Source organism: Gemmatimonadota bacterium, from assembly GCA_040388625.1.
Taxonomy (GTDB): Bacteria; Gemmatimonadota; Gemmatimonadetes; order Gemmatimonadales; family Gemmatimonadaceae; genus Fen-1247.
This window is the reverse complement of record JAZKBK010000001.1, coordinates 74,668-101,217: the sequence shown is the minus strand read 5'-3', so window position 1 is coordinate 101,217 and position 26,550 is coordinate 74,668. Positions and strand designations below refer to the sequence as shown.

Sequence of the window (26,550 nt, the reverse complement as noted above, 5' to 3'; positions counted from 1 at the left end):
TCACATCCACGCTGGCTCATCGAGTCAGACGACGTGAACGCCATCACGACGGATTTCCACGCGGTGTGGCAACGGGTCGTGATCGCTGTTGCGTGTCTTCACTACTCGTATTGTACGCTCCCCGGCCAGGCCTTCACCCCGCTCCAGGACCAACACGTTATCGGACATGTAACTCCACCGTTGCTCTTCCTCTCGTCTGCCTGTAACACCAGGCGCCGACTCGAGATTGAGGAGCGTCGTCACGTTACGGACCACGAAGTGCTGCACGAGCGAATATAGAAAGTCATTCAGACGATGCGGATCGCTCGCAGCTGTCGACAGATCACCAACGGCATCGATTACGACACGCCGCACATTCGCCGTCTCGATGAAGTTGAATATCTCCACGATGACGCTGTCGATCTGCAACTCCACGGGGGATCTGTAGAGGTGATGAAAGCCCGTTGTGTAGGCGATTTCCGGATCTGTCCCGAGCGCTCGGATCATCCGCTGCACCTGAGCAGGGTTTTCCTGGAAGTTCACGAAAAGCACTGCCTCGCCGTCGCGATGCGCCTGCAAAGCGAACTGAAGCCCGATGGTCGACTTGCCAGCACCGGTTGGGCCGGCGACGAGCGTGGTGCTGCCACGCCACACGCCGCCGCCCATGATCTCGTCCAGCCCCTCGATTCCGGTGGCCGTTCGCTCGAGGAGCGGGACATAGCTCTCGAACTTTGGTGTCACCAGGCGCGGAAAGATCGCGAGACCCGTAGACGTGATGCGAAACGCGTGCCTGCCCTCGCTGTAGCCGCTTCCGCGCAGCTTCAGCACCCGGACGTATCGCTCATCCCGGGCACCAAGCGTATTGCGTTCCAGCTGCACGATGGAATCCGCAACCGCAAACTCCGGATATTGCTCGATGTTGTCCTGCGTGTATTCACCCAGGAGAAACACAGTCATATCGTAAGCCGACACGACTCCCGCGAGCTGCGATACGAGTCGCCGCATCTCCGAGGTGGATTGAGCGATGTCGTGTACGGCCTTGAACGAGTCGATCACCACGATCGATGGCGACAGCCGCTTTATGGATTCCAGAAGGTGTGGTACCAGCGCGGCCGGCCCGTCAGCAATCAGCTTGGCGCCGAGATCGTCATACAGGATACCTGTGCCGACCTGGTCGATGTCGAAAAAGTCGAGCCGCTGTGCGTAGCTCACGACCTTTGACATGGGCTCTGACAGAGTGGTCAGATAGAGTAGAGGCCTGGTCGGATTCGCATTGTGAAAGAGCAGCTGCTCGGCGAAGATCGTCTTTCCAGTGCCGGGCTGGCCCATGATGATGTTGATCGAATTCGCGGGAAAGCCGCCGCCCAGAATCGCGTCGGCCTGCGGGTTCCCCGTACTGATGCGGGGGAACACGACGGAGCCGTCCGCGACGCCCGATTCGTCCATCAGTGCATCAGTCATCGAAGCTGTCCCGGTTGCGTCCCTGGTGCGGTATGAGGAGATGTTGCGGCTCTCCTCTCCAGCAACTCACGAACAGTTTGAACCAGCCGTTGCTCGGCCAGTGGCTTGATCAGAAACGCATCCGCGCCGGCGTCGCGCGCACGCCCATGTGCGGCGAGAATGCTGAACACGAGCACGACGGTGTCGGCAAGTTCGGGGTCCTCCTTGACAGCCCGGCACAACGCCAGACCATCCAGCTTGGGAACCATGATCTCGGTGACAATGATCGCGGGCCGCCTCTCACGTGCGAGCTGCAATGCGGCGACGCCGTCTTCGGCAAAGTCCACCGCGAAACCAGCTTCGTTGAGAAAAAAGGACTCGAGCTCACGCACGTTGGGGTCGCGTTCAACAACCAGGACCAACGCGCTTGCTTCGTCTGTATTCACGGATTCGCAATTACGGCAAGGCCAGACAACGGCGTTGAGGCGCAGGCGCACATGCCACGGACGCAGGATCAGAAAAAAAGGCCTCCGGTGCACGACCGGCACGAACCAGTGATCCGGCGTTCGCCAGGCGACGCGAGCAGTCGTAAGATAATCATCTGAAGTCAGGCCGCTCGGATCACCCCGAATGCACCGGCGTACGCTGCCACCTCCAGCAAGTTCCGGGACGAAGGCCTGAAATTCCAGTATGGCTACCTATAGTCCCCGTACGGGAGGTCGAGCCTTAAGGGCAATGTCCTCGACGACGATGTTTGCCGTGGCCACCGGCCCGATACACTCCCCTCCCCGCTCCGATAGCGACGAGCTGACCTTCCTGCTCGCCGCGGAGCGGGCTCGGGCCGAGGGGCTGCTGAACGTACTGCGGCTGGTGATCGTGGTCGTGCTGACTGTGGCGGCACTGGCCTACTCAACGGCCTTGCCACGCCCTCTGCGGGCCGCCAATGCAGCGGTTCTCGCTCCGATGCTGCTCTGGTCAGTGGTGCTGGCATCCTTCGTCCCCAACCGCGACGGTGCGTATCCTCACTGGCTGTCCGCCGTCGCCCCGATCGTCGACGCAACGGCCGTTACAGCGATCATCCTGTGCTATGGGCTGCTCGGCTCGCCGTCGGTCGCGCTCAAGGCGCCCATCACACTCGTCTACTTCGCAATATTGGCGGCACGCCCGATCATGGGATCGGCGCGGTCCACAGGAATTACCGCCGCCTGCATTACTGCTGAATATCTCGCGGTACTGTTGATACTGGTTCAAGTTGCGCACGTGACGCTATGGTCGGATCCGATCACGGCTGCCGCGTCAGCCAATGTGGCGATTCTGGACGAAGGGATGAAGCTGGTGCTCCTCGCCGCAGCCGGTGTAGTTGCCACTTATGTAAGTGCGTGGCACGAACGAGTGCTGCGGCGTGCGCTGGCCGCACAGATCGTGCGAAACACTGAACAACGCGACCTCTCGATTCGCCTTCAGGAGGCAGACAAGCTCGCAGCGCTTGGCACACTCGCCGCCTGCGTAGCGCACGAGGTGAACAGCCCCCTCACCGCGATCGCGCTGTCCGCGGAGATGCTCGGCCGCGGTCTCACGGATCCAGCCGATCGCGAGGAAGCCACCGCGATCGCCAGTGACGCGCGGCGCACCGCGACCGCGCTGCACGATCTTCTCGCCTTCGCACGCCAGGGCCAGACGGAGCCCGCTACAGTGCTGCTCGGCGACGTTGTTACGAGAAGCGTCGGGACTCTCCGGTCGCTCCTGCGCGAGCGCAGAGTGACCGTCGAGCGTGATGCCGAGAGTAGCGCGGTTCCGGTGAACGGCGACGCCAGCGCGCTCGAGCGCGTGGTGATCAATCTGATCATCAACGCAGCTCAGGCGATGGAATCGCAGACCACCGAGCGCATCATTCGGATTCGTGTCAGCGGCGACGGCGACACTGCGACGCTCTCAGTGGAAGACAGCGGACCCGGTTTCCTTCCCGGCGCGGTCGAGCATGTATTCGAGCGATTCTTCACGACCAAACCGGCCGGCAAGGGAACCGGACTTGGCCTGTGGATGGTGTCCGACATCGTGACCAGACATGGCGGTACGATCTCTGCTACGGATACTGGTCACGGTGCCCGCTTCACCGTGAAACTTCCTGTGGTCGGTTACAGCGAAGGCGCCGAGGCCGCTGCGTAGCGACCTGATCACGAATGATCACGTCGCGCACAGCGGGCCTGGGTCGAGATGTCCGCGCGCCTATAGCGTAGAAGGTCGCGCGTGTGGAATCTTCTATCTGCCTCCGCCACACCCCGGCATGCGGAACGCGCCGATCTTCGTGGAGTAGCGCGTCTCACCCTTCCTGAGATAGTCGCCGACGTACCAGATCGTGCAGTCGTCGCTCGGATCGATCGCCGTCTGGGTGTAGTCCTCCCAGCGTAACGTCGATTCCTGCGCGGCCTCGCCGTCCACGAGCGTCGTCTCGCGCAACGTCATTTGTCCCTTCGGATCGCCCGCCAATCGCCCAGCGAAACGCTGACCGACGAAGTCCGTCTTGCCACCGAACGAATATCCGATCCCGATGTTGCCGAACTTGTCCATCGCCGGACTCGGCATCCATCTGTATAGCGAGTCGGGAGCGAACGTGCCCTGCTGGTACAGGCTCACGTTGCGGGCCTTGTCCAGACGGAATTCATACCAGCGTACGCCGCCGCCGCCAAGCGCTGTGTTGATTGAATGAACGCCGACGATCGACTCCTGGTTGCCGATGCGCCGATACACGAGGCGCGTCATGAGCTTGTCACCCTGGGAATCGATGCGATGCTCGGTTCCGGGCTGTGGAACACAATTCGTGAGCTGTCCGTTGCACAGAAAGTGATACGGAGCGACAGCGATCTTCTCCGGTCCGGTGAGCGTAGTCCGTGATGGATCATTCCAGTCGACGTGATACTTCCAGACGTAAATCCCGTCGTCCTCGAAGATCTTTCTGAGTTGAGTTCCACCGGTGGCCATCACGATATTCGGCGCGCCAGCCGGCGGAAGTTGCGTTCCATCCACGTCTGCGTTGTTGAGGAAGCTCACGTCATCCACGATCATGCACTGTTCGGTTGCATCCTCGCCCTTCAACATCCGGACCCGGTCGGCGACACAGGCGTGCTTCTGGATTACGGCGTCCCCGGTGCTCGTGGGCACGTAATATCCGTCCGGCCAGATCGCAGGACGCGGATAATCTGGAAAGAGCGGACGCGCGAATTCGTATCGATAGTAGGGACCGAACGGACTCGACGTGGTGCTCACGGCGTAACACATTGCATAGCCGCCGCTGTCCGCCGGCGGCCGCGTGCCTGGACGACGTCCCTGCGGACCTTCCGCAGGAAGTTGAGTCGGGTGTGCCTTCGGAGGCTGATAGAGCTCGACAGCCTTGCCAGGCTGTCCTGGCTGACCCTTCTGGCTCAGATTCGCCGGTTCTCCCGCCTTGGGAGCCGCCGGTTCCACCGGGCGGCGCGGCAACCGGGTGAAGATCGGCATAACTACCAGCCAGCGATCTGCGAGCTGATCGTAGCGTACGACAGCATCGCCGTTATTGTGCGACTCGCACGCACCACCAAATCCCTTGAAGATGTTGTTCGTCTCCACCGGGCCGTACAGCACCTTGCCTGTCGTGTCGAACAGTGCGCCCTTCTTGGTATAGATCGCCATCCGCGAGTTGACGAGCTGAACGATGTAATCGCGTCCAACTGCGAGACTGTTGTCGGCGGGACTCCGCATCACGGCATTTCCCTGCGGCCCAACGAAGTCGGCGCCGAGGCCCCCGAAACTTGCGAAGAGCACGGGCGCCGATCGCGATCCCTGGCGATGCTGCTCCACCTTCTCACCACCTTTCGGAATCACTATCGGCGCCACCACTATCGTTGTGTCTGCCATCTCACGCACACCGTCCGGGTCAGGCGCCAACGCGTTGCGCGGAATGTCATCCGGACCACCGCTGGCTTCCAGTTCCGACGGCCGGTAGTTCTCGGCGCTCAATACACCGGAGACGTCGTGCGCCACAGCGCGATGTACCGTTGCATGCGTGTCAGGGGTGGCCGGCGCGTCCGGCTTCTGACGCCGCACGACTGTGGTTGCAACGACCGCACCCAGCAGTCCAGCCGTCACGACCGAAATGGCGATTCGATTCGAAATGTTTTTGATGAGCGTCAAGGCTTGCTCGATATTTGAAGTGAGTTCATGAATGTACCGGACTCTCCGATCCTGCCGTTCTACTTTGCCGCTGGAAGCTTGAGCGCGGCGTCGCTCAGGCCGCGCTGCGCCATCAGCTTCTCGATGTCGGCAACTTCGACGGGCACGAATCCGGACATGTTCACATATCCCGTCTTCGTGATCAGCAGCATGTCTTCAAGCCGGAATCCGAGATGTTCGTCGGGAATCCGCATCTCCGGCTCGATGGTGAAGATCTCGCCCGGTTGAAGAGTCGCGCCAGCATAGGGCGTGTCGTGAACCGACATTCCGACAGTATGACCGAGGGCGCGTACCGTCTTCCCGCGGTAGAGATCGATGAACGAATTTGCCGCATCCTTGATCTTGCTGTCGCTGAACTTGTAGTTGGCAACGATCTTTTCCATCTTCCCGACTGCTTCCTGCGCAATGTCGTTGGCGGACACGTAGGGCTTGATGGACGTCATCAGCGCCTGATACAGCCGGAGGTAGATGGTGTACATCTCCTTTTGCCGGGCAGTGAATTTGCCGTTTGCGGGGAAGATCCGCGTGACGTCCGACGTGTAGTAGTTGTAGTCGGGCGCGTAGTCGAACTGCACCAGATCGCCATCCTGCAATATCGCGGTATCCTTGTGGTAGTGCGTGTAGTACGTGTTCTTTCCCGTCGCTATCAGTGCGAAGTAGGCCGGACCATACGAACCGTGCTTCTTGAACACGAACTCCGCATCCGCCTGTAGCTCGTACTCGTGCATTCCGGGTTTCGCGTCACGCATGGCTTCCATGATGCCGAGGCCGGCGATATTGGTGGCCTCGCGAATGATCTCGATCTCGCGTGGACTCTTGATCGCGCGGAGAGTGTCGATGATCGGATCCAGGTTCCTGATCTCGATCGCGGGTGCTGCAGCCTTCATCTTCTGCTGGAATGCTTCCTCGCGCGAATCGCGGCCGTCCCACGGATCGGCCTTGGTTGCGCGAGCCAGCGCGACCGGATCGGCGGCCGATGCACTTCCAAGCACTTCCGCACGGAACGGCGTGAAGATCTGTCGTCCTGCAGTGCCGGCCGCGATGAGCGCGGGCCCGAACTTGTCCCGCTCCACGACGGACTCGATGCCGGTATCCTTCTCTGCGGAATCGCCTGGTATGAGCGAAGGCCCGAACATGGAGAGCTCGCGCTTTTCGCTGGTCGGACTCAGGAACAGCGTCGACTTTCTAGTGCGTCCGTCGATCATGAGGATCGCACGAGGCTCGATGACGCCGGTCAGATAATAGAATTCGTTGTTCTGACGCAAGGGCTGCTCGCCGGGCCGCTCCGTGGTGCCCTGAATGATCGCGACGCCGTCGCCGATCGACTTCATGACAGCGGCGCGGCGCGCGGCAAACTCACTCGCGGGAAAGATGCGGCCGATCACCGGCTGTGCCTGCAAGCTCGACGACAGGCAGAGCAACCCGAGTGTTGCGACTGCCAGGTTGCTGCACACCTTCCGCATACGCTCGAATGCATGCGTCCCAGATTTCATGCGAATCTCCATTCTGTGGGGATATTGCGTTGCTGCCAGACGGCCCGGTGCGCTAATGCGACCGCGCCGAGTCGGGCCGTGTCATTGCCCTGATCTGATCGGCGTTGCCGGTAAGCTCCCAGCGGATCAGCGACATCGGTATCAATCCGGCATCGATGAACTCGTCCATGAAGCGTTTGGTCGAGTAGGCATCGCCAAGCTGTTTCGCGCGTTCATCGAGCAGCTCGTCGAACTGGATCTTCCCCATGATGTAACTCGTACCATACGCCGGTTGCTGCAGATACAGGTGCTGTTCACCGGTGACCGTCTCACCATCCACTCGCAGCCAACCCCGCGGCGTCCACTCGGATGCGAACTTCTTGGCCTGATCCATTGTGAACTCGTTGCTCTGCAGGTGCAGATCGCCCAGTGCGCGTGCCGCGCGTTCGGCCACCAGCACGTAGATGAGCTCGTTCGACCGCGGATGCGTGTCCACGAAACCTTCCCGCATCATCATCTCTTCGAACGCGGTGGCAAACCCTTCGGTGCGTGTGACAAAGGTGTTGTAGAGCAACGCGTCGCGTCTTATTGGATCCGGATGCGGCTGGGCCGCCATTCTCGCGAGATCGAACCAGTGGAAGTCGTGCGTGAGCATGATCATCGGATCGCGGTACGAAACCTCGTCGAAGAACTCGCGCGGCCTGTCCGCCGGACGATAACGACCGATTCTCGCGCGCAGCGCCGGGTCCATGTACGGCTGGACCGTAAGGACGTCATGATCACGCAGGAAGTTCATGTACTCCGTCACGGCGGCGTTGAAGCGATGGACGTAGGTCGCCGAGTCCGAGATGGGAACAAGGGGCGGGAGCTTGCGGTTCCTGTCTTCCTCGAGCTTGAGCGAGGCACGCGAACGCGACAGCTCTCGACGCATCAGTACTTCTTCCTCGGCCCACGTGTACGGCACGAGCTGGACGTTCTTCAGGTACCAGTTGTAATTGTCGACTCCCACTCCGGACGGACCCGTCTTGGATGGCGCCTGCTGCTCCAGCCACGCGGCAAATTCGTCGGTTGCTGTGCGAGCCTGTTGCGCCGCGGAGGCGACGCCGGGGTTGGTCGTCGCGACCCTTGCAGACAATGCCGCGAGCGCGCTACTCTGCGCCTTGATGTCGGCGATGCCGTAATTCCACAGATCCTTGGCGTTGCCGTCGAGATTGACCCGGGCTGCCTTGAGCAGCTTCGGAATCGTCCGCAGCCGCACTGCAAGGCTGTCCGCGCTCGCTGGCGACAAGGGGAACGTGTACATCCACATCTCGATCGCGCCTGACACTACGGTGCCTTCGCGCGCCGGCTGATCGCTTCGTGAAGGGAAGTAATAAACGTAGAACGATGGGTTTCTCGCCCAGGGCCTCAGCACGCGGTGACTGAAGTCCAGCCCGTTCATCTCCGCGCGCACGATGTTGTAATCCACCTGCTGTGGAGTGGTCCAGCCAGTGGTATCCATGGCAGCGAGACGACGCTGGTACCGTGCGAGCTCGGTGTGCTGCGCGGTCATCGCCGCCACGGAATAATCTGGCGCGCCGTCGACGATCTTTGGCTGCTCGAACGTGCGCCAGTCATGGAACAGCGCTACGAGATCCGCATAGTTGGTGCGTTGCGTAGCTCGCGTCTCGCTCGCGGGCGAACATGCTGTCGCGAGCGCGAGCATTCCCACAAATGCCAGTTTCACAGTCATCGGGCCTGGGGTTGGATCAGCGTTCAACGGCTCTGGAGACGAATTCGCGAATGTCGCCTCTTACCAATTCTCGGATACAGTATACAATACGGTTAAATACGGCGGCCCGGAAGGGTACGTTGCGGCAGGCCCCCTGCCGGACACCCCCCGGGCGATCCACAAACGAACTCGCCGTACCTCGTGATGTCGCGTTTTCAATACGTTCGGCGCCACCGCGCCGGGAGGATGGGCATGGAGTTCAAACCGATCGTTGCCGCGCTGGCGGCGCTCTCGCTTGCGGCAGTCCCGGTGCCGTCCCTGGCACAGAAGGTTGCTCCCGATTACCTCGCCGGTCTCAAATGGAGATCCATTGGTCCGTACCGCGCTGGCAACATTTCGTCGGTGACGGGAATACCTGGCGACCCCACGACCTACTATGTCGGGACACCCGAGGGCGGCGTTTGGAAAACGACCAGTGCCGGCACCGTTTGGTATCCCGTGTTCGACGACGCTCACGTCGCTTCGATCGGAGCGGTAGCAGCCGCACCGTCGAGTCCCAACACGGTCTATGTCGGCACCGGTGATCCCTCCGGCTGGTCATTCTCACCCGGCAACGGCGTTTACAAGACGACCGACGGCGGAAAGACCTGGCGCAATATCGGCCTGGAAAAAACGCGCTACATAAACGCGATAATCGTCGATCCCAAAAACCCCAACATAGTTCTGGTGGGCGCAATCGGAGCACCCGCTTCGGGTGGCCCCGCCAACGACGCGCGTGGCGTTTACCGCACTTCGGATGGCGGCGCGACATGGAAACGCGTGCTGTACAAGGACCCCTACACCGGCGTCAAGAACATGACCTTCGACGCTTCCGATCCACGGATCATCTATGCGTCGCTTCAGCGCGGGATGACCGGCGTTTCACCCGCCGAGCTCTCGGCGCTCGCCCCGCTCGGAAATGGGATGTACAAGTCGGTGGACCAGGGAGTCACGTGGACTCCGGTAGGCGGCAAGGGGCTTCCAGAGCGGATCCCGAGCTATGAGATGGCAGTTGCGTCCGGAACGCATGGCAGGCGCGTCTACGCCGAAGCGCAGGGCGCCGGCCGCGATGCCGGTGGAGTCTACCGCTCCGACGACGGCGGCAACTCTTGGACGCTCGGCACCAAGGAACTGGGAAGTGCCGGCGGCAGGATCTACGTCGATCCCAAGAATCCTGACGTCGTTTATCTCATGGGGACCTCGATGTATCGCTCTCTGGACGGCGCACACACTTTCAATTCATACAAGGGCGCGCCCGGCGGAGACGACAATCGGGATCTCTGGATCGATCCGTCCAATCCGCGCCGGATGTTGATGGGAGCCGATCAGGGGCCAACCATAAGTGTCGACAACGGCGTGACATGGACACCCTGGTACATCATGCCCAACGGGCAGTTTTACAACGTCGCAATCGATGGAGGCTTTCCATACAGGGTGTGTGGATCACAACAGGACAGCGGAACTGCATGTGTCCTGAGCCGGAGCGATTACGGCCGGATCCGTGAGAACGACTGGTACGCTGTCGGTGGTTTCGAGCGCGGCGCGATCGCGCCGGATCCTCTCAATCCCCGCTGGATATTCACGCAGGGATGGTATCACACCCTCCGCAGGTACGATCGGACGACGGGCCAGGTGGCGGTGCTTTACACGCCGACGCCGGAGGATCGTTTCGGTGGTCTGCCACCAACAGTATTCCTGCCGCAGGACCCCCGCGTCATGTATCTCGCCGCGCAGTATGTGATGGAATCCGACGACAGCGCTCGGCATTTTCACAAGATCAGCCCCGATCTCACCGCTCCGGGCGCGCCACTGGACACGAGCTCAACCGCGCCGCGCTTCCGACGGTATGATGCCTTCATTCAGACGCTGTCCGTATCGACTCTGACGAAAGGCGAGATATGGGCCGGCACAAACAACGGCGTCATCCAGCTCACTCGCGATGGTGGAAAGAGCTGGACCAACGTCACGCCGGCCGGCCTTCCCGCGCGCGCGGGCATCAACATCATCGACGCTTCGCACAGCAATGATGGGACTGCGTACGCTGCGGTTGGCGCGCCGGGCGACGTGCATCCGTACATCTATCGCACCACCGATTACGGCAGGAGCTGGACGAAGATCGTGAACGGCCTGCCAGACGAAGGTCTCGTTCGCGTGGTGCGCGAAGATCCGGTCAAGCCGAACTTGCTATATGCTGGTACGGTCACCGGTGCGTGGGTTTCATTCGACAGCGGAAATCACTGGCAATCGCTTCAGATCAACCTTCCCCACACCGTTGTAAGCGACATCGCGATTCACGACAACGACATAGCGATATCGACGTATGGCCGCGGCCTCTGGGTGATGGACGACGTCACGCCTCTCCGCGATGCAGAACAGGCAATCGCTGCTGGCAATGCGCCGTATCTGTACGCTCCGGAGACGACCTACCGCGTCCGCTGGGACAACGACCAGGATACGCCAAGGCCGCCCGAAGTTCCGGCGGGCGAGAACGCGCCGGAAGGTGCGATGATCTACTACCACCTCGCCTCAGCCGCGTCCGGACCGATAAGCATCTCCATTCGCGACGAGGCCGGAAACCTGGTTCGGCAGTACACGAACACGGCACCGCCGCCCAGTCTCATGCCGAACGTTCCCACGTACTGGTTCTCGCCGCCAGAGGGACTGCCCACTACGGCGGGCCTGCATCGCGTGCTCTGGGACCTGCGCTATCCGGACCCCAGGACGCTGCCGTACGGCTATTCCGGCAACATGCTCACGTACACCGAGTACACGCTCACGTGGCACGCCGTACGGGGAAATACGCCGCGCGTTCAACCGCCGGGAATCATGGCCATCCCGGGCAAGTACACTGTCGAGCTGACAGTCGACGGTCACACGTACAAGCAGAGCTTCACGCTCAGGAACGATCCGCGCGTACCCGTCACTCAGGAACAGCTCGCGGCGCAATTCGAGTCGGAGAAAGTGATTACTGCCGGGATGGCGACCAGCTACGACGGTTACTACGTCGTCGACCGGATGCGCAATGCGCTCGCCGCCAACGAAGCAAGGATTGCCGGCAAGCCGAATGCATCCGAGGTCACTGCAGCGATCGGATCATTGTCCAGACAACTGTCACAGCTTGCGGACGGCGAGTTCGGTTTCGCCAATCGCGACCTGACGAGGCACCTCGAAGATGCCGACTTCGGCGATCTCCTGCCAACCGAGAGCAACCTGGGCGCAGTCCAGGCGAACTGTCGACAGATCGACGCCGCTCTGACAGAGCTCCACAGGCTACGCACAACGACGATACCGCAACTGAATACCGTACTGGAGCACGCTCAGCTCACGCCACTTCCACTCGGCGAAGTGCCGAGCGCTCCGTCGTGCGGAGTCGCGCACGATGCGGTGGCTCGAGCCGGCAGATAACACGGAGGGTTCCGTTCACGACGAAGCCGGTGTGGCGACCGCCACACCGGCTTCTTTACGCCCTCGATCCACTCTCCTCTGGCCATTCGTACGCCATGACCCGATCGCAGTCGCGCGCACATCCATCGCGTGGCGTGCGAATACACGCACGAAAAAGCGGGAGCCCATCACACAGGTACGGTGATGGGCTCCCGCTTTATCTTCCCGCCTTTGCTACGAGCCTACTGGCAGGTTGGAGCTGCCGTGGGCTTGGTATCCCAGTACACGCGTGTACCGAAGTTGTCCGGACCCTGTCGCGCGATCGCAGCGTTGAGGTTCGTCGCGTTGACCGACGCTTCAGTGGTCGAGTAGTAGTAACGACGCGGAATGTACGGAACTATCGTGCTCGGCCCTGGAACGATGACCGGTGTACAGGTGCGGCGCCACTCTGCCCATGCCTGGCCGTCATCGCCGAACAGCGCGATGTATTTCTGTGTTGCGATCTGCTTGAGCCCCGCCGTGCCGCCCTGATACACGATACTCGGCTGAGCCATGAACGCGGCGATCGCTGTAGCGTCCGTAACTCCCCACTGCGCCATCGACGCCTGAATTGCAGCATAGTAATCCGCGGCCGCCTCGCCATGCGGGACACCGCCGATGCCGCGCTCCGCCGCCTCGGCGCGGATGAACATCAACTCGGCGTACGTCATGAGCTTGGATGGAAACGAGAGTCCGGCAGAAGTACCGAAGGTGCCGTAGGATGTGACGCCCGGATAGAACACAAGACCGGGACGCGACGCCTTTCGGTACCAAACGTTGGCAGAGTCCTGCAGGAGCGCCGCCGGCATTCCGCCGTATCCGTTGGGATACGCCGAGCTGTCGACGACTGGCTGGCCATAGACCTTGATACGCGGATCGTTCGCCATGAGCGCCGTCATCGTGCGTGCAAGACGTGCGTCGTCGCGCGTCTTGAGCACATCCGCGAACGGATTGTCCGACACACCGTCGCCAGGCCACGCGAGCTTGGCGTTGTCAGCGTTGGACGTGAACACGCCGCCCGCGTCGGTGAAGGCTGCCTTGAGCTCCGCGTCGGCGGTCGTCGGATCGACGTTTACGAGACGCATCGCATAACGGGCACGGAGCGAATTGGCGAACTTCCGCCACTGCGCGAGATCGCCTCCGTATATGGGATCGGCAGTTCCAAGACCTGCCGAGCCAGCTGTTGCGCCGCCCATTGCATCAGAAGCTGCCTTGAGCGTGGCGAAGAAACCAGCGTAGATGTCCTTCTGCGCATCGTACTTCGGAGCGACCACGCCTGAATCTGCCTTGAGCGCGTCCGAGTACGGGACATCACCGAAGTAATCCGTCAGGTAGCTGAAATCCCACGTCTGCAAGACCATCGCCGGACCGAAAATGCCCGGTGCGGACGCGGCCTTCCCTTTCGAGATTACCTGCCGCAGATCCTGCAGGTCATTGTTGTAAGGCCCGTTGAATGTGCCTGTCGTACCGTCGGCCTGAAGACTGATGTACGAGTCTGCCGTCGGATAAGTCGTGTTGGCGATCTGTTGAATGATGATCGCGGGGCCTCCGAAACCCACCCAGCGCCCGACTGCGGCCGAAGTCGCGCTCGTGAAGAGCGCGCCTGCCGGTGCGGAAGTCGGACTGTTTGGATTCCGGTTGGCGGTCGTGATGTTTTCGGTGTTACACGCCACCGCTCCGGCAATCACCGTGAGCCCGGTAAGGCCGTGTGTGAGGCCGCGTAGCCAAGTCTTGTTCATTGATTCCTCCTCGGTATGCGGTGGCGAATTATGGGGTGACCTGGAACGTGATGCCGATGCTGCGCGTCGTCGGCATTGGAGCAAATTCAAGCCCCTGTGCATTTCCAGTGTTGTACGTGAACTCAGGGTCGATGTTCGGCACGTTCGTTTGCGTCCAGAGATTCCGTCCTACGAGTGCGACGTTGATCGTTTGAGCGCTGAATCGGTTCGCAAGAGTGGTTGGCAGGTCATAGCCAACTCGTACCTCGCGCAGCTTGACGTACGTATCGGTGTACGTGTACGCCTGATTGAACAGCCACAGCGATTGGAAGTACTGCTCCGACGTGACGTTGACCGTGTTCGGCTTGCCTGACGCCTTGTCGATCCCCTTGACCACGATGCCGGGATTGTTCCAGTCAACCTCGCGTCCCTTCAGCGTGTTCGCGCACATTCCGCTCTGATCGCACATCATGTTGGTATTGCTGAAGAACTGACCGCCCACGTGGAAGTCGAACAGAAAGCTTCCGGTGAAGCGCTTGAACTTGAATTCGTTGTTCCAGCCACCGACCCACCGTGGATTCACGTTGCCGAGTACAGCCGCCGGCCCGCGGATCGGAAGCCCCTTCTGTGTGAGCAGATTGCCGCTGGAGTCGCGAAGGAACGTGTAGCCGGTGAGCTGGCCATACGGCTGACCAGCGGTGGCCACCACCGATGCGCTACGCTGAGTGCCGAGCACGACGGTAGTGAGACCAGGCGTCAGTGCGACGACCTTGCTCTTGTTGCTGGCATAGTTGAACGTGGTCGTCCAGTTCAGTCCGTTGTCGGAACGCAGCGGCGTTATACCGAGCGTGGCCTCGAATCCCTTGTTGGAGATCTGACCCGCGTTGATTGCCTGTGTCAGGTAACCGGACGTGGGCGGAATCACGAGGTTGAGGATCTGATTCTTCGTTTCCTTGTCGTAGTAGCTCGCGTCGACCGTGACTCGGCTGTCCAGGAAAGCGAGCTCTGCGCCGACTTCGGAGCTCGTCGTCTGCTCCGGCTTGAGATTCGCGTTGGCGAGATTGTCGGAGAGCGAGAATTTCGGCAGCGATCCAAACTTGGTCGAAGAGCCGTTGAACACCGTCGCCAACTGGTATGGCGTAGCGTCGCTGCCGACACGCGCGAATGCGCCGCGCAGCTTGGCGTATGTGAGCACCTTGGACTTCAACTGCGGAAGAGCGTTGGTGAGAACCAGCGACGTATTCACGCCCGGGTAGAAGTACGAGTTCTGACCCTGAGGGAGTGTCGACGACCAGTCGGTTCTGCCGGTTGCCTCGACAGTCCACCAGTTGTCCCACGTGAGCGCGCCAGACTCGTAAACACTGTTCACGCGCCGATCGGAATCGAACTGCTGAAGCGTCGGCGTGATGGCGGCGTTTGAGACGTTGTAGATGCCGGGTACCGAGATGCCTGGCGTCGAGACGTTCGTGGATCCGAACGTGTTGCGACGCAGGGTTCCACCGAGCAGGCCGGTAAATGCGAGACGCGTCCTCAGCTGCTTGTTCACGTTGAGCAGCAGATCCACGTTGCTCTCGGTGTTGTCCTGAGTCGCGTTCGAGAACGCGCCGGCGTAGTTCGGATCGGAATACTGGATGTTGCCAGCCGCGAAATCGCGATTGATCTTCCAGTTGTAGTAATCCTGACCGCCGCGAAGTGTAGCGGAGAGCCAGTCGTTCACCGTGTACGTTCCGCTCACGCTTCCGATTACGCGGTTGCGGATGTCGTATTCCGGGTTGTCGTACTGCAGCCAGTACGGGTTGTTGTGGAAGTTGTAGTTCCAGTTGTACAGGTTGCCGTTGGCGTCGTACTGCTGCGCCTTGAGCTCGTTCATGTTCACCTGACGGCCGAACCAGATGAACTGCTCGAGAATGCTCGTATTGTAGCCTTGGCCAGGCCGATTGTGGGCAGTCCCCTGAACGTACTGAACATTTCCGGAAGTCGTGAACTTGCTGCCGAGCCGGAAGTTACCAGCGAGAGAACTGGACAGATTGCGGAACGTGTTGTTCGGGATGACCCCTTGCGTCTCGTTGTTTCCGATGGAGAAGCGGCCGTTCGCGTTGTCGGTTCCGCCAGACACGGCGAAAGTATTGGCGAAGCTGTGTCCGGTCTGGAAGAAACTATCCGCGTTGTCCGGGTGGGGAATGAACGGAGTCGGTATCCGATTGCCCTGTGCATCGACTGGGCTGTCGAACTGCGGGATCAGCTGCCCGTTCATGCGCGGGCCGTAGCTCTGATCGTAACCGTCGTTCACACCACCGCCCTTGCCGTCCTTGAATGCGAAGTTACCACCGGAACCCTGGCCGTAGAGATTCTGCCAGTCCATATAAGTAGAAGGCCTGTCCCAGGTGTAGGTACTGGTAAGAGCCGTCCGGAGCTTGGCGTTGGAGTTGGCGCCGTGCTTGGTTGTGATTACGATGACGCCGTTCGCTGCGCGTGAGCCGTATAGCGCGGCGGCGTTCGGCCCCTTGAGCACCGAAACGGACTCGATGTCTTCGGGGTTGATGTCGTTGATGACGCTGCCCAGGTCGAGTCCGGAGCTGGCCGAGTTCGAAAGCGAGCCGACATTGAATGATCCGCCGCGATCGTCGCTCGAAACGGGTATGCCATCCACCACGAATAGTGGATTGTTGTCGCCGTTGATCGAGTTGGAACCGCGGATGGTGATCTTCGTCGAAGCACCCGGTGTGCCGGAGCTTGTCACGACCATGCCTGAAACCTTGCCTGCCAGCTGGTCGACGAAGTTCTGCGAGTGGGTTGCGTTGAGCTCCTTGCTCGAAATCTCCTGCTGCGCGGTTCCGAGCTGACTCTTTTCACGCTGCTGGCCGAGGGCAGTTGTAACGACACCCTCGAGCTGATTGATGAGGGCCGCGAGGGTGAAATTGGCCGTCGTCGTCGAGCCGAGGTGAGGAGAGATGACGATGCTCTGCGAGCGGTAACCGATTCTCCGCACCATTACGGTGACGGAAGTACTGGTCAGCCGCGACGCCGGAATTGCGAAGGTATAGCGTCCCTGATCATCGGTGACAGCTCCGACACTCAATGCCGGAATTGCGACGGTCGCCGCGGGAATTGCTTCACCGGTTTCAGCGGTGACTCGGCCTGAGACCACGGCCGTTTGCGCCTGCGCCACAGCAGGGAGTGCCAGTACGGACCCGGCTATGGCAGCAAAGGCGGCACAACAACAAACAAATCGCTTCATTTGGGTCCTCCAGAGGGGGCAGAGGGGCGTGCACACTTTCCAGCCTTCAGGTACTCCACTGACGGTCAACTCGGCGCGACGGAGCGGAAGTCGGGTTGGGACTTTCGCCGTTCACCGTAGTGGAACGGCCTGCTGGACACGCATCGACTAGGACGCGTGCTCGAAATGGTACGGGGCGGAGCGACTGCGATGTAACATTATGGATACAATATCCGCTGACACGGATATAATATCCGGCGCGTGCACGGAAAGGGCAAGCACGCAAATCGCCAGGTCCGGGCCGCGCTCCCGAGGACCCCGACCGGCCCTTCTATCCTACTCCAGACCCCCGCCCCGCGGCTCCGCGGCGGGCATCAGCAACGTGAACACCGACCCTGCCCCTTGCTCGCTGTCCACCGTTATCTCGCCATCCATCCTGTGCGCCAGTTGCTGGCTGATCGCGAGCCCCAGCCCCGTGCCGGCCTGCTCGCGCGTGTACGGGCTGCGACGATCGCTCTCCCCCTGCACGAACGCCTCGAAAATGTGCTCCAGCTGTTCCCGCGGAACGCCGATCCCCGTATCGCGAATGCTGAAGCCGACGAATGACCGCCCGCGCGTGAGCGATTGGCCGCGCGGCGTATGGTCGACCAGCCTGCAATCGACGGTTACGGCGCCGCCCGGGTCGGTGAACTTGACTGCGTTGGCCAACAGGTTGACCAGTATCTGCCGCACCCGGTCCGGATCGCCTACGTACCGCGGTGTGTCGGTGTCGCAGGCACCGGTGCAGCGCTCGCTGATCCGCACTCCCTTCGCAATCGCCTGAGGAGCCACGAGCGACAGCGCCGCGTTCATCGTATCCGATGCCAGAACCTCTCCCATATCCACTCGCAGCGTGCCGGATTCGATCTTCGCGAGATCGAGCACGTCATTTACAAGCGTGAGAAGATGTGCGGTGCTTGCACGAATTCGCGCCAGCTGTGCGCGCTGTTCGTCGGTCAGCGGGCCCGCCAGCTCCAGGGCGAGCAGCTCGGCGTAGCCAAGGACTGCGTTGATCGGCGTCCGGATCTCATGCGACATCGTCGCCAGAAAGTTGCTCTTCGCCTTGTTCGCCGACGCCGCACGAACCGTCGCCGCCTCCGCAACCGCTCTCGCCGTCTGCGCTTCACGGAACAGACGCGCATTGTCGATCGCGGTCGCCGCGCGCGCCGCAAGATCCTTCGCGAGCGCCACGTCGTCCGTCGCATAGTGGCGCCCCGACTCTCCCATCACGAGCGTGAGGACGCCGAGTGTGAGACCACGGGCCTGCAACGGTACCATTATGACCGACGAGAAGTGAAGATGCTGCAGCGCGGTCAGATGCTCCGCGCTGCGAGCGGCGCGACCAAGCATGTCATCCGTGACAAATGGAATGAATTGCGTTGCACCATCGCGCACCACAGCGGGTGTACCGTCGGGCGAATCCCAATCGATCGGGAACCGCTCCTCCAGCGTGAGACCGAGTGCGCGCTTCGCCGGATCCTTGTGTGCGACGGCGAGCCGAGTGAGACGCGGCGGCCATTCCCGCAACCTTGGTTCCCTCACGATGTCCACCGCACACCAATCGGCGAGCATGGGAACCGCTGCTTCTGTCAGTGATGCGAGGGTTGCCTCGTAGTCGAGCGAAGATGACAGCAGCCGGGTCGCCTCCGCCAGAAATTCACCGCGTTCGGCCTGGACGGCGCGCTCATCATAAAGACGCGCCCGCTCGAGCGCCTGCGCACACTGTTGTCCCACGGTGCGGAGAAACGTCTCGGTCGGCTCGTCGAAGTCCTGCGGCTCACTGAAGCTGAACGCGATGGTCGCGACCGCAAGGCCACCGATGAACACCGGTACGCCAACAAACCCCTCGTAGCCGACATCAGCAACAGTCGGATAGCGTCGTCGTGCATCATCACGCGAGCGTACGAGAACGACATCGCCGCGAAGCACCGCGTCGGAAAGCGGCCGGCCTGGCTGCAGATCGAAACGACGGTAGGCTTCCGAGATCTCTGCGCTGAAGCCACGGGTACGAATTATTTCGAATTGCACGCTGCCACCGTCGTCGTGCGAGATCACCGCGAATGATCCCGCGTCGGCGCCGACCGCCGACATCCCCGCGTCGAGTATCAGGTCCGCCACATCCGATGCGGTGGCAGCCTTGTTCAACTCCGTGGAGAGCGCAAGCAGCCGCTTCGCGCGCTCGGCGGACGACGCGGCAAGCTGCGCGCGCAGCTCCGCCTCGGCGTTGCTCAGCTCGAGCTCCTCAGTCAGCATCTGAGCTTCTTCCACCTGCTGCTCGAGCTCGCTCGCCTGCTCCTGCAACTGAGCGTGGGCCGCACCAATGACACGCTCACTCTCCACCTGCTGCGATATGTCGCGCAGGAAGCCGGAGAAGAGCCTCTGACCCTGCCACTCGAATTCACCGAAGGAGATCTCGACCGGCAGCTCGGTGCCGGACTTGGTGCGGACCGGCACTCGTAACCCCTGCCATGCAATCCGTCGCACACCAGTGTTCACGTAATGCGCGACGCCGGCGGCGTGTCGCTCGCGGAGATCCGCCGGGATCAGCATGTGAAGCGACTGTCCGACCATTTCCCCTACGCTGTAGCCGAACGCGCGCTCCGCTGCCTCATTCGCGAAGACGATGGTGCTTGTCTCGTCGATCGTGAGAATCGGGTCCGGCGAGCTTTCTGCCAGCACCCCGTTATGCGGCGCCGGGCTTGATTTGGGCGGCAGCGTCATGCGCGCAATTTACGGCATTGCAGCGGATTTATCATGGTTGCCACCGGGTTCGTATTCGCACAGACAGGTCGTCGCGCGACCGCACCACCTCGACAACCATGCTCCGCGCCACGCATGGGGCTGAGGAACAGATTTCTCAGCCCCATGCAGCGCACCCGAGCACCACCACCCCATTACCGCGAAGCGACCGATGCCGGCTTCTCCGCGGGTTTGTCCATGTTCTGCGAATTGACGTAGAAGTTCTCGTCCACATGGAACGAATCGGGCGACTTGAGCGACAGCGTGGCCGTCTTCCACGTCTCCGTCGGATAGACGAAGGCGGTGCCGTGATCCGTGAGCGAAACCTTCACCGGCATCGCGAATCCGGGAACGACGTTGGACCAGCGATACGACAGCTGGGAGCCGTTGATGCGATATTCAAAGGTCGGAACCATCGTCGTGTTGAGGTACTCCTGGAATAACTTGCCGAGATCGATCCCTGCGTGCTTGCTGATGTAGTTCTCCACTTCAGTTCCGCTTACGATCTGGTGCCGGTACGTCTTCTGCAGGCCGCGCAAAATACCGCGCCACTTTGCGTCGTTGTTGACAATCTGACGAATCGTGTGCAGCATGTTGCCGCCCTTGTAGTACATGTCGCCCGAGCCTTCGTCATTCACGTTGAAGTGTCCGACGATCGGCTTGTCGTTCCTGATCAGCTTCCGTGTGCCGATCACGTACGCAGCGCCCGCAGCCTTCCCGTCCTGACATTCAGTGTAAAGGTTCTCGGAATAATTCGCGAAGCTCTCGTGGATCCACATGTCCGCGTGATCCTTCGCCGTGAGGCTGTTGCCCCACCACTCGTGCGCGCTCTCGTGCACTATGATGAAGTCCCACTTGAGTCCCCATCCAGTCTTCGAGAGATCGCGGCCCAGATACCCGTTCTCGTAGTGGTTGCCGTACGCGACGCCGCTCTGATGCTCCATGCCGAGGTGCGGAGCCTCGATGAGTTTGTAGCCGTCCTTGTACCACGGGTACGGACCGAACCAGTGCTCGAAGCATGCGAGCATGGATTTCGCCTGCGGGAACTGTTTCCTGGCCTTGTCGACGTTGTACGCGAGCGGCCAGAAGTCGAGCGTCAGAGTACCGTCCTCGCCCTTGTACGTATCGCTGAAGTGAGCGTACTTGCCGGCGTTGACTTCGACATCATAATTGTTGATCGGATTCTCGACGAACCAGTCGTACGTCGTCGTGTGATCGGCATTGTGCGTGGTCTTCCGCAGGCGGCCGTTGGAAACGTCGATGATCGAATCCGGTACCGTTATGGCAATGCGCTGACTGTCGGGCTCGTCGGCCTCGAGATCCTTGTTGGGCCACCACACGCTTGCGCCCAATCCCTCGCAGGCGGTCGCGATCCACGAGTGGCCTGCACTGTCGTGCGCCCATACGAAACCGCCATCCCACGGAGCGCGTTTCGCGACGCGCGGCCGTCCGTGGTAGAACACCGTCATCGACTTGCTATGGCCGACAGGCTGCGGCGCTACGAGCGAAACGAAGAATGCGTTCCCGTCACGCCGATAGCTGACCTTCTGCCCATCCTGCACCATACTGTCGACTTCCATGGGGACCTGAAGATCGACCTGCATTTCGCGCGCAGGCTTGACGATGCGGTACGTGATGCCGTTATAACCGCTGATCGTGCTGTCGGATGGATCGACCTTCACGTGCAGGTCGTAGAACGTCGCGTCCCACCATGCGCGCTCAGGCGTGTCGCTGCCGCGCAGCGTGTCGGCATGAGTGAACACACGCGGAGTGTCCTGTTGAGCAGCAATCGGCACAATCGGGACGACTGCAACCACGCCCATTATGAAGGTGGTTGCACAGAGAAGAGTGATCTTTCGCATGTCTCGAGTTGCGGGGGTAACAGGTCGGGCAAATGGGGCCGGCCGGAACGGGATATCGTATACAATCTTACGCCTTGACCGGCCGGCCGCCACGCCCGAATCCGTTGCAGATCGTCAGGCGGTCCCCGACATGATCTCCCCGCACGCTATGCGCGCACCTGCATTTCCAGCCGGATCGCTCATGTTGTCATCCGCCGCTGCGTGGATCACCAGCGCGCTTCCGTCGGCATCGAACAGGCTGTGCGCACCCGGCGTCAGCGACACGCGGCTCGTCCTCGCATCGTACTCCGCGTTGCCCGACGCATCCACGGTCATGTTCGGAAGATCGCCCGCATGCGGTCCTGAAGGGTTGTTCAACCCGTGATGTTTTGATTCCGGATTGAAATGACCGCCGGCAGAGGTGAACGCCGGCGCGACGCACGAACCAACTGCATGTATGTGTACTCCATGCAGTCCGGAGGGCAATCCTGCGACTTTCATGTGGACGTGCACCGTGCCGCCGGCATCCTGCGTGAGTGTCGCGGTTCCGATGCGCTCGCCCGCGGAACTCATGACGACCGCATGTGCACTTGCGGCGGGCGGAGCTGCGCTGAGCGGTGCACCCGCGGACGCGCACGCGGCAAGCGTCCCAACTGACAATCCCGCTGCAGCAATTTTCAGGATAGACATCGATTCGTCCCCGTTCGTGGTTTGTGGTTCGGGTTACTTCCGCGCCGGTCGCCGTGCGAGAGAGCGACGCATCTCGTTAGGACGGCGCAATCCTCGCGCCGGCGCGAGCGTTTCCCAAGATACGGCGTCCGGTAGTTCGCTGCTGGCGATCACGAGATCGCAAAAAAGGGCCAGACCGCTTTCGCGATCTGGCCCTCTCTTCGAAAAGTGGCTCGACTACTAGCCGATCTTCGTTACGTTCTCGGCCGCGGGACCCTTCTGGCCCTGCACGATCTCGAACTCGACGCGCTCGCCTTCGGCGAGAGTCTTGAAGCCGGATCCACCAATCGCGGAATGATGAACGAAGCAATCCTTCGTACCATTCTCAGGCGTGATGAAGCCGAAGCCCTTCGCGTCGTTGAACCACTTAACAGTACCGGTCGTACGCATGCGTTGTCCTTTTGCAGTTTTGGTCGAAATGGGTATGCCGTACGACCATGAGGTAGTGTTCGTGATCAGTGCCCTCACGATGGGGATCCTAGCCCGGATCGGGTTTTAACCCGACTGCAACGCCGGACAGCAAAAAGGAGCCTGCAATACCAGGCTCCTAGTTACATGGGAACTTGTCGTACACGAATGCACGCGTCGCACTAATGAATTTACCGTGTACGGGAGAATACGCAAGCCCCAATTTCATTCTTTTTTCCCAAGACCCCTCCTGCCGGGCCGCGACGAGCGTCGCAGCCCGGCAGGAGATCCGTTTCAGCGCCTGTTACGGGTTGCCGTCGTCGTCTTCCTCACCCGCAAAACCGGACGAGCTGTCGTCGTCCAGCCCCGGGCTGCGCTCGACGTGGACCGTCTGACGCTGCACCTCGCTTCCCACCGTCATCGTCACAAGGTAGTCGCCTGTGCCAGCCAACGGCGCCGAGCGACCGCCGAACCCGCGGCCGGACGGATAGCTGCTCCCGGGGATCCTGACGAGCTGGAAAACCTCTCTGAGAAGCGTCTGGTCGATCGGCGCTTCCCCGCCCGGCCCACCGGGGCCGCCACGACCACCGGCACGCGCACCGGCCGCTCCAGGACGACCAGCGGCACCTGGCGCCCGCGGAGCCGGCGACTCCGCCGGACGGGCGACGAACCGCTCGCTCGGTGCAGTACCACGCCCGAAGCCTCCAAAACCACCACCACCGCTCAAGAGCTGTGCCTTGATGCGGGTCAGCTCCGCAGCGTTGCCGCCGGCCTTCGTCATCGAGTCGATAACGAAGTCGACCCGCTGCATGTACGCCACGCTATCGCGATGCTGCGATGGCGAGAGCGGCTCCGGCTTCGTCTTCATACGGAAATCCCAATAGGCACGGCTTATCGACGCACCCGAGGCACGCGGTCCGTTCACGACTGCAACGGTGTCGCCGCCTGCATTGGTAACCGTGAACTTCACCGAATCGCGCACACCCGGCGCGAGACGATACGTGAACTGCGCACCGTAAGGAGCGCTCGTGCCCTGGAAGGTCTTCTGTCCAGTCTCCTGACCTTCGACAGGCGACTCACCGTACTCGAATGCAGTGGACGGCGTGAAGAAGTGCGTACCCGTTCCGCGTGCAGCTGCATCCTTCATCTGTTCGAGCGGCGCGATATCGACGATCCAGACGCTGCGTCCGAACGTTCCGGCGATCAGCTCGTGATCGCGCGGCTGAATCTTGAGATCGTAAATCGGCACCGTCGGAAGGCCGGTCATGAAACGCTGCCAGTGCGCGCCGCGATCCATCGACACGTACGCTGCGACGTCGGTACCCAGGAACAGCAGGTCGCGGTTGACAGGATCCTCCCGAATCACGCGCACCCAGTTCGGTGCGTCGGTCGGAATGTCGTTCGCGATGGAGTGGAATGTCTTGCCGAAATCAGTCGTCACGAACACGTACGGAGTGAAGTCGTTCCGCTCATGATTGTCGAACGTAACGTAGAATGTTGCGGAGTCGAACGCAGACGGCTCGATTCGGCTGACCTCGGTTCCCTTCGGGACCCCGGTGAAGCGCGTGCTGATATTTTCCCACTTCGCACCGTCGTCGCGAGTGAGCCATACGTTGCCGTCGTCAGTGCCGGCGTACAGCAATCCGGCACGGATAGGCGACTCCGCGAGCGTGGTCACCGTACCATACGTCTCTGCGCCAGTTGCATCAACTGTGATGCCGCCGGTGGTATGCATGCTGACGTTGATCTTGGCGGTGTCCTGAGTCGAGAGATCCGGCGAGATGGGAAACATGTGGTCACCGCGATCGAGCGACTTGATAACCCGATTGCCGCCCATGTACATCGTCTGCGGCGCGTGCGACGACAGAATGTACGGAGACTCCCAGTTGAAGCGCATGTCGGAGATAATCGAGTCCGCTTTCTGGCGAGCCCTTATCTCTGCGAGGGTCTTCTTCATGGCGGGCGTTTCGGGCTGCGTGGTATCGCCGCGCGCGATGACCAGCGAATCTTCTAACTGTTGATAGCGCTCGCGGTACGACGGCTTGCGAATCTGCGAACGCTCGCCGGTTGCATAGTTCAGGCGACCGACCGCACCACCCTGCGACTCCGCATATATGGTGTTCGGGTCTGTCTGATCCTGCGCAGTGTAGAAGCCGTCACCACCACCGACTACAAACCACATGGCGTTGGTGATGTTGCCGCGGGCGCGCCGGCTCGGCCCACACCACGAGCCATTGTCCTGCAATCCACCACACACCCGGTACGGGATTGCCATGTCGTAGCTGACAGCGTAGAACTGACCGATGGGCAGCGTGCTGATGAAGTCGTAGTTGCCGCCCCGATCCCACGTCTGGGAGATCCCACCGTCGTCACCAACGATGAAATGCGCCGGGTCATTCGGGTCGATCCACATCGCATGGTGATCGACGTGAATTCCGATCGTCGCATCGCGCACAGTCTTGCCGCCGTCGTCGGAGAAATTGACAGGCGTCGACGACCAGTAGACGCGATTCGGGTCCTTGGGATCGACGCGCACCTGCGAATAGTAAAAGGGCCGCACATCGCGATCGTTCATCTTCGTCCACGTGGAGCCGGCGTCCTCCGAGCGATACAGTCCGCTCTCCAACTTCTGACGCCCCTTGGTGCTGGTGCTCTTCTTTGGATTCGGCAACGAATCGGCTTCCACAAGCGCGTACACGATCTTCGGATTGCTTGGCGCAATCGCGAGACCGATGCGTCCCTTCATCGTTGCCGGAAAGCCACCGCCCTTGATCTCGGTCCAGGTAGCGCCGGCATCGGTTGTCTTCCAGAGTCCGCTGCCGGGGCCACCGCTCGTGAGAAAATACGGACCACGCACGCGCTCCCAACTCGCCGCATACAACGTGTTCGGATCGGACGGATCCATCGCCACGTCGACAAAGCCAGCCTTGTCGCTGATGAACTTGATCAGTTTCCAGGTGGTGCCGCCGTCAACGGTCTTGTAGAGGCCGCGTTCCTTGTTCGGTCCCCACGCGTGGCCAAGCGCCGCGACGTACACGGTATTGGCATCCTTCGGACTCACGACGATGCGTCCGATCTGCTGTGTTTCCTTGAGTCCGATGAACGCCCACTTATGGCCGCCGTCCGTACTCTTGTACATTCCGCCGCCAGGAGATATCGAATTCCGCGAGTCTTCATCGCCCGTGCCGGCGTAGATGACGTTCGTGTCCGATGGAGCTATCGCGATCTCACCCATGGAGCTCACAGGCTCGTGCTCGAACACCGGCTCGAATGTGGTCCCGGCGTTGGTGGTCTTCCAGATGCCGCTCGCCGCGGTCGCAACGTAGAACGTGCGCGAAGGAGACCCGATGCCGGCGATACTCGCAATGCGGCCGTCGACATTTGCCGGCCCGATGTTTCGCCACTTGAATCCCGCAAGCGTCGCCGAGTCGAGCGCGGAAGCCGATGACGCCCGTGCGACTGGAGCCTGGGCAGAGAGCGGTGCCGCAACACTGGCAGCACCAAGAGTGAGGAACCGAAGCCATCGCGATACAGGCATTAGTCCGCCGGGTGGGAGAATAGTCTTGAGACGGCGCGAACCAGCCAGCCG

At 61.1% G+C, this 26,550-nt stretch carries 14 protein-coding genes; 2 read left to right on the top strand and 12 right to left on the bottom strand.

Annotated features, from left to right (window positions below):
- Positions 1-24: 24 nt before the first annotated feature.
- Together V4529_00400 and V4529_00395 are read right to left on the bottom strand one after the other, a co-directional pair.
- Complete coding sequence (locus tag V4529_00400; GenBank protein MES2356786.1) at positions 25-1,440, bottom strand: ATPase domain-containing protein; 1,416 nt, start codon at positions 1,438-1,440, stop codon at positions 25-27.
- Positions 1,437-1,865, bottom strand: coding sequence for a response regulator (locus V4529_00395; GenBank protein ID MES2356785.1), 429 nt, complete (start codon positions 1,863-1,865; stop codon positions 1,437-1,439). Before V4529_00395 ends, V4529_00400 begins: the two co-directional genes overlap by 4 nt.
- Before the next feature lie 289 nt (positions 1,866-2,154).
- On the opposite strand from V4529_00395, the gene V4529_00390 reads away from it, so the two are divergent.
- Entirely contained in the window at positions 2,155-3,585 is a 1,431-nt protein-coding gene (locus V4529_00390) for a HAMP domain-containing sensor histidine kinase (protein MES2356784.1), read from the top strand.
- Between the two features lie 93 nt (positions 3,586-3,678).
- Here the strand turns inward: V4529_00390 and V4529_00385 are convergent, their stop codons facing one another.
- The 3 genes from V4529_00385 to V4529_00375 are packed head-to-tail and all read right to left on the bottom strand — an operon-like array spanning position 3,679 to position 8,829.
- Positions 3,679-5,586 carry a hypothetical protein gene (locus V4529_00385; protein MES2356783.1) on the bottom strand — a complete coding sequence of 636 codons (1,908 nt, stop codon included), beginning with the start codon at positions 5,584-5,586 and terminating at the stop codon, positions 3,679-3,681.
- Between the two features lie 59 nt (positions 5,587-5,645).
- Complete coding sequence (locus V4529_00380) at positions 5,646-7,118, bottom strand: Xaa-Pro peptidase family protein (protein ID MES2356782.1); 1,473 nt, start codon at positions 7,116-7,118, stop codon at positions 5,646-5,648.
- Positions 7,119-7,170: 52 nt separating this feature from the next.
- On the bottom strand, positions 7,171-8,829 hold the full coding sequence (locus V4529_00375) for a DUF885 family protein (GenBank protein ID MES2356781.1): 1,659 nt from the start codon (positions 8,827-8,829) through the stop codon (positions 7,171-7,173).
- A gap of 231 nt (positions 8,830-9,060) precedes the next feature.
- Between V4529_00375 and V4529_00370 the strand changes: the two genes are divergently transcribed.
- Positions 9,061-12,252, top strand: a complete 3,192-nt coding sequence (locus tag V4529_00370; protein MES2356780.1) for a hypothetical protein — start codon at positions 9,061-9,063, stop codon at positions 12,250-12,252.
- Between the two features lie 221 nt (positions 12,253-12,473).
- Here the strand turns inward: V4529_00370 and V4529_00365 are convergent, their stop codons facing one another.
- The 7 genes from V4529_00365 to V4529_00335 all read right to left on the bottom strand — a co-directional run bounded on the left by V4529_00365 (position 12,474) and on the right by V4529_00335 (position 26,499).
- Positions 12,474-14,009 carry a SusD/RagB family nutrient-binding outer membrane lipoprotein gene (locus tag V4529_00365; protein MES2356779.1) on the bottom strand — a complete coding sequence of 512 codons (1,536 nt, stop codon included), beginning with the start codon at positions 14,007-14,009 and terminating at the stop codon, positions 12,474-12,476.
- 28 nt (positions 14,010-14,037) lie between these two features.
- A complete protein-coding gene (locus tag V4529_00360) occupies positions 14,038-17,136 on the bottom strand; it encodes a SusC/RagA family TonB-linked outer membrane protein (GenBank protein MES2356778.1) in 3,099 nt (1,032 codons plus the stop codon).
- Between the two features lie 405 nt (positions 17,137-17,541).
- Positions 17,542-19,923 carry an ATP-binding protein gene (locus V4529_00355; GenBank protein MES2356777.1) on the bottom strand — a complete coding sequence of 794 codons (2,382 nt, stop codon included), beginning with the start codon at positions 19,921-19,923 and terminating at the stop codon, positions 17,542-17,544.
- 215 nt (positions 19,924-20,138) lie between these two features.
- Entirely contained in the window at positions 20,139-21,845 is a 1,707-nt protein-coding gene (locus V4529_00350; GenBank protein ID MES2356776.1) for a M1 family metallopeptidase, read from the bottom strand.
- Between the two features lie 114 nt (positions 21,846-21,959).
- On the bottom strand, positions 21,960-22,514 hold the full coding sequence (locus tag V4529_00345) for a superoxide dismutase family protein (protein MES2356775.1): 555 nt from the start codon (positions 22,512-22,514) through the stop codon (positions 21,960-21,962).
- Between the two features lie 219 nt (positions 22,515-22,733).
- Positions 22,734-22,943: a cold-shock protein gene (locus V4529_00340; protein ID MES2356774.1), complete on the bottom strand. Its 210-nt coding sequence runs from the start codon at positions 22,941-22,943 to the stop codon at positions 22,734-22,736.
- A gap of 322 nt (positions 22,944-23,265) precedes the next feature.
- Complete coding sequence (locus tag V4529_00335; protein MES2356773.1) at positions 23,266-26,499, bottom strand: hypothetical protein; 3,234 nt, start codon at positions 26,497-26,499, stop codon at positions 23,266-23,268.
- Positions 26,500-26,550: the final 51 nt, after the last annotated feature.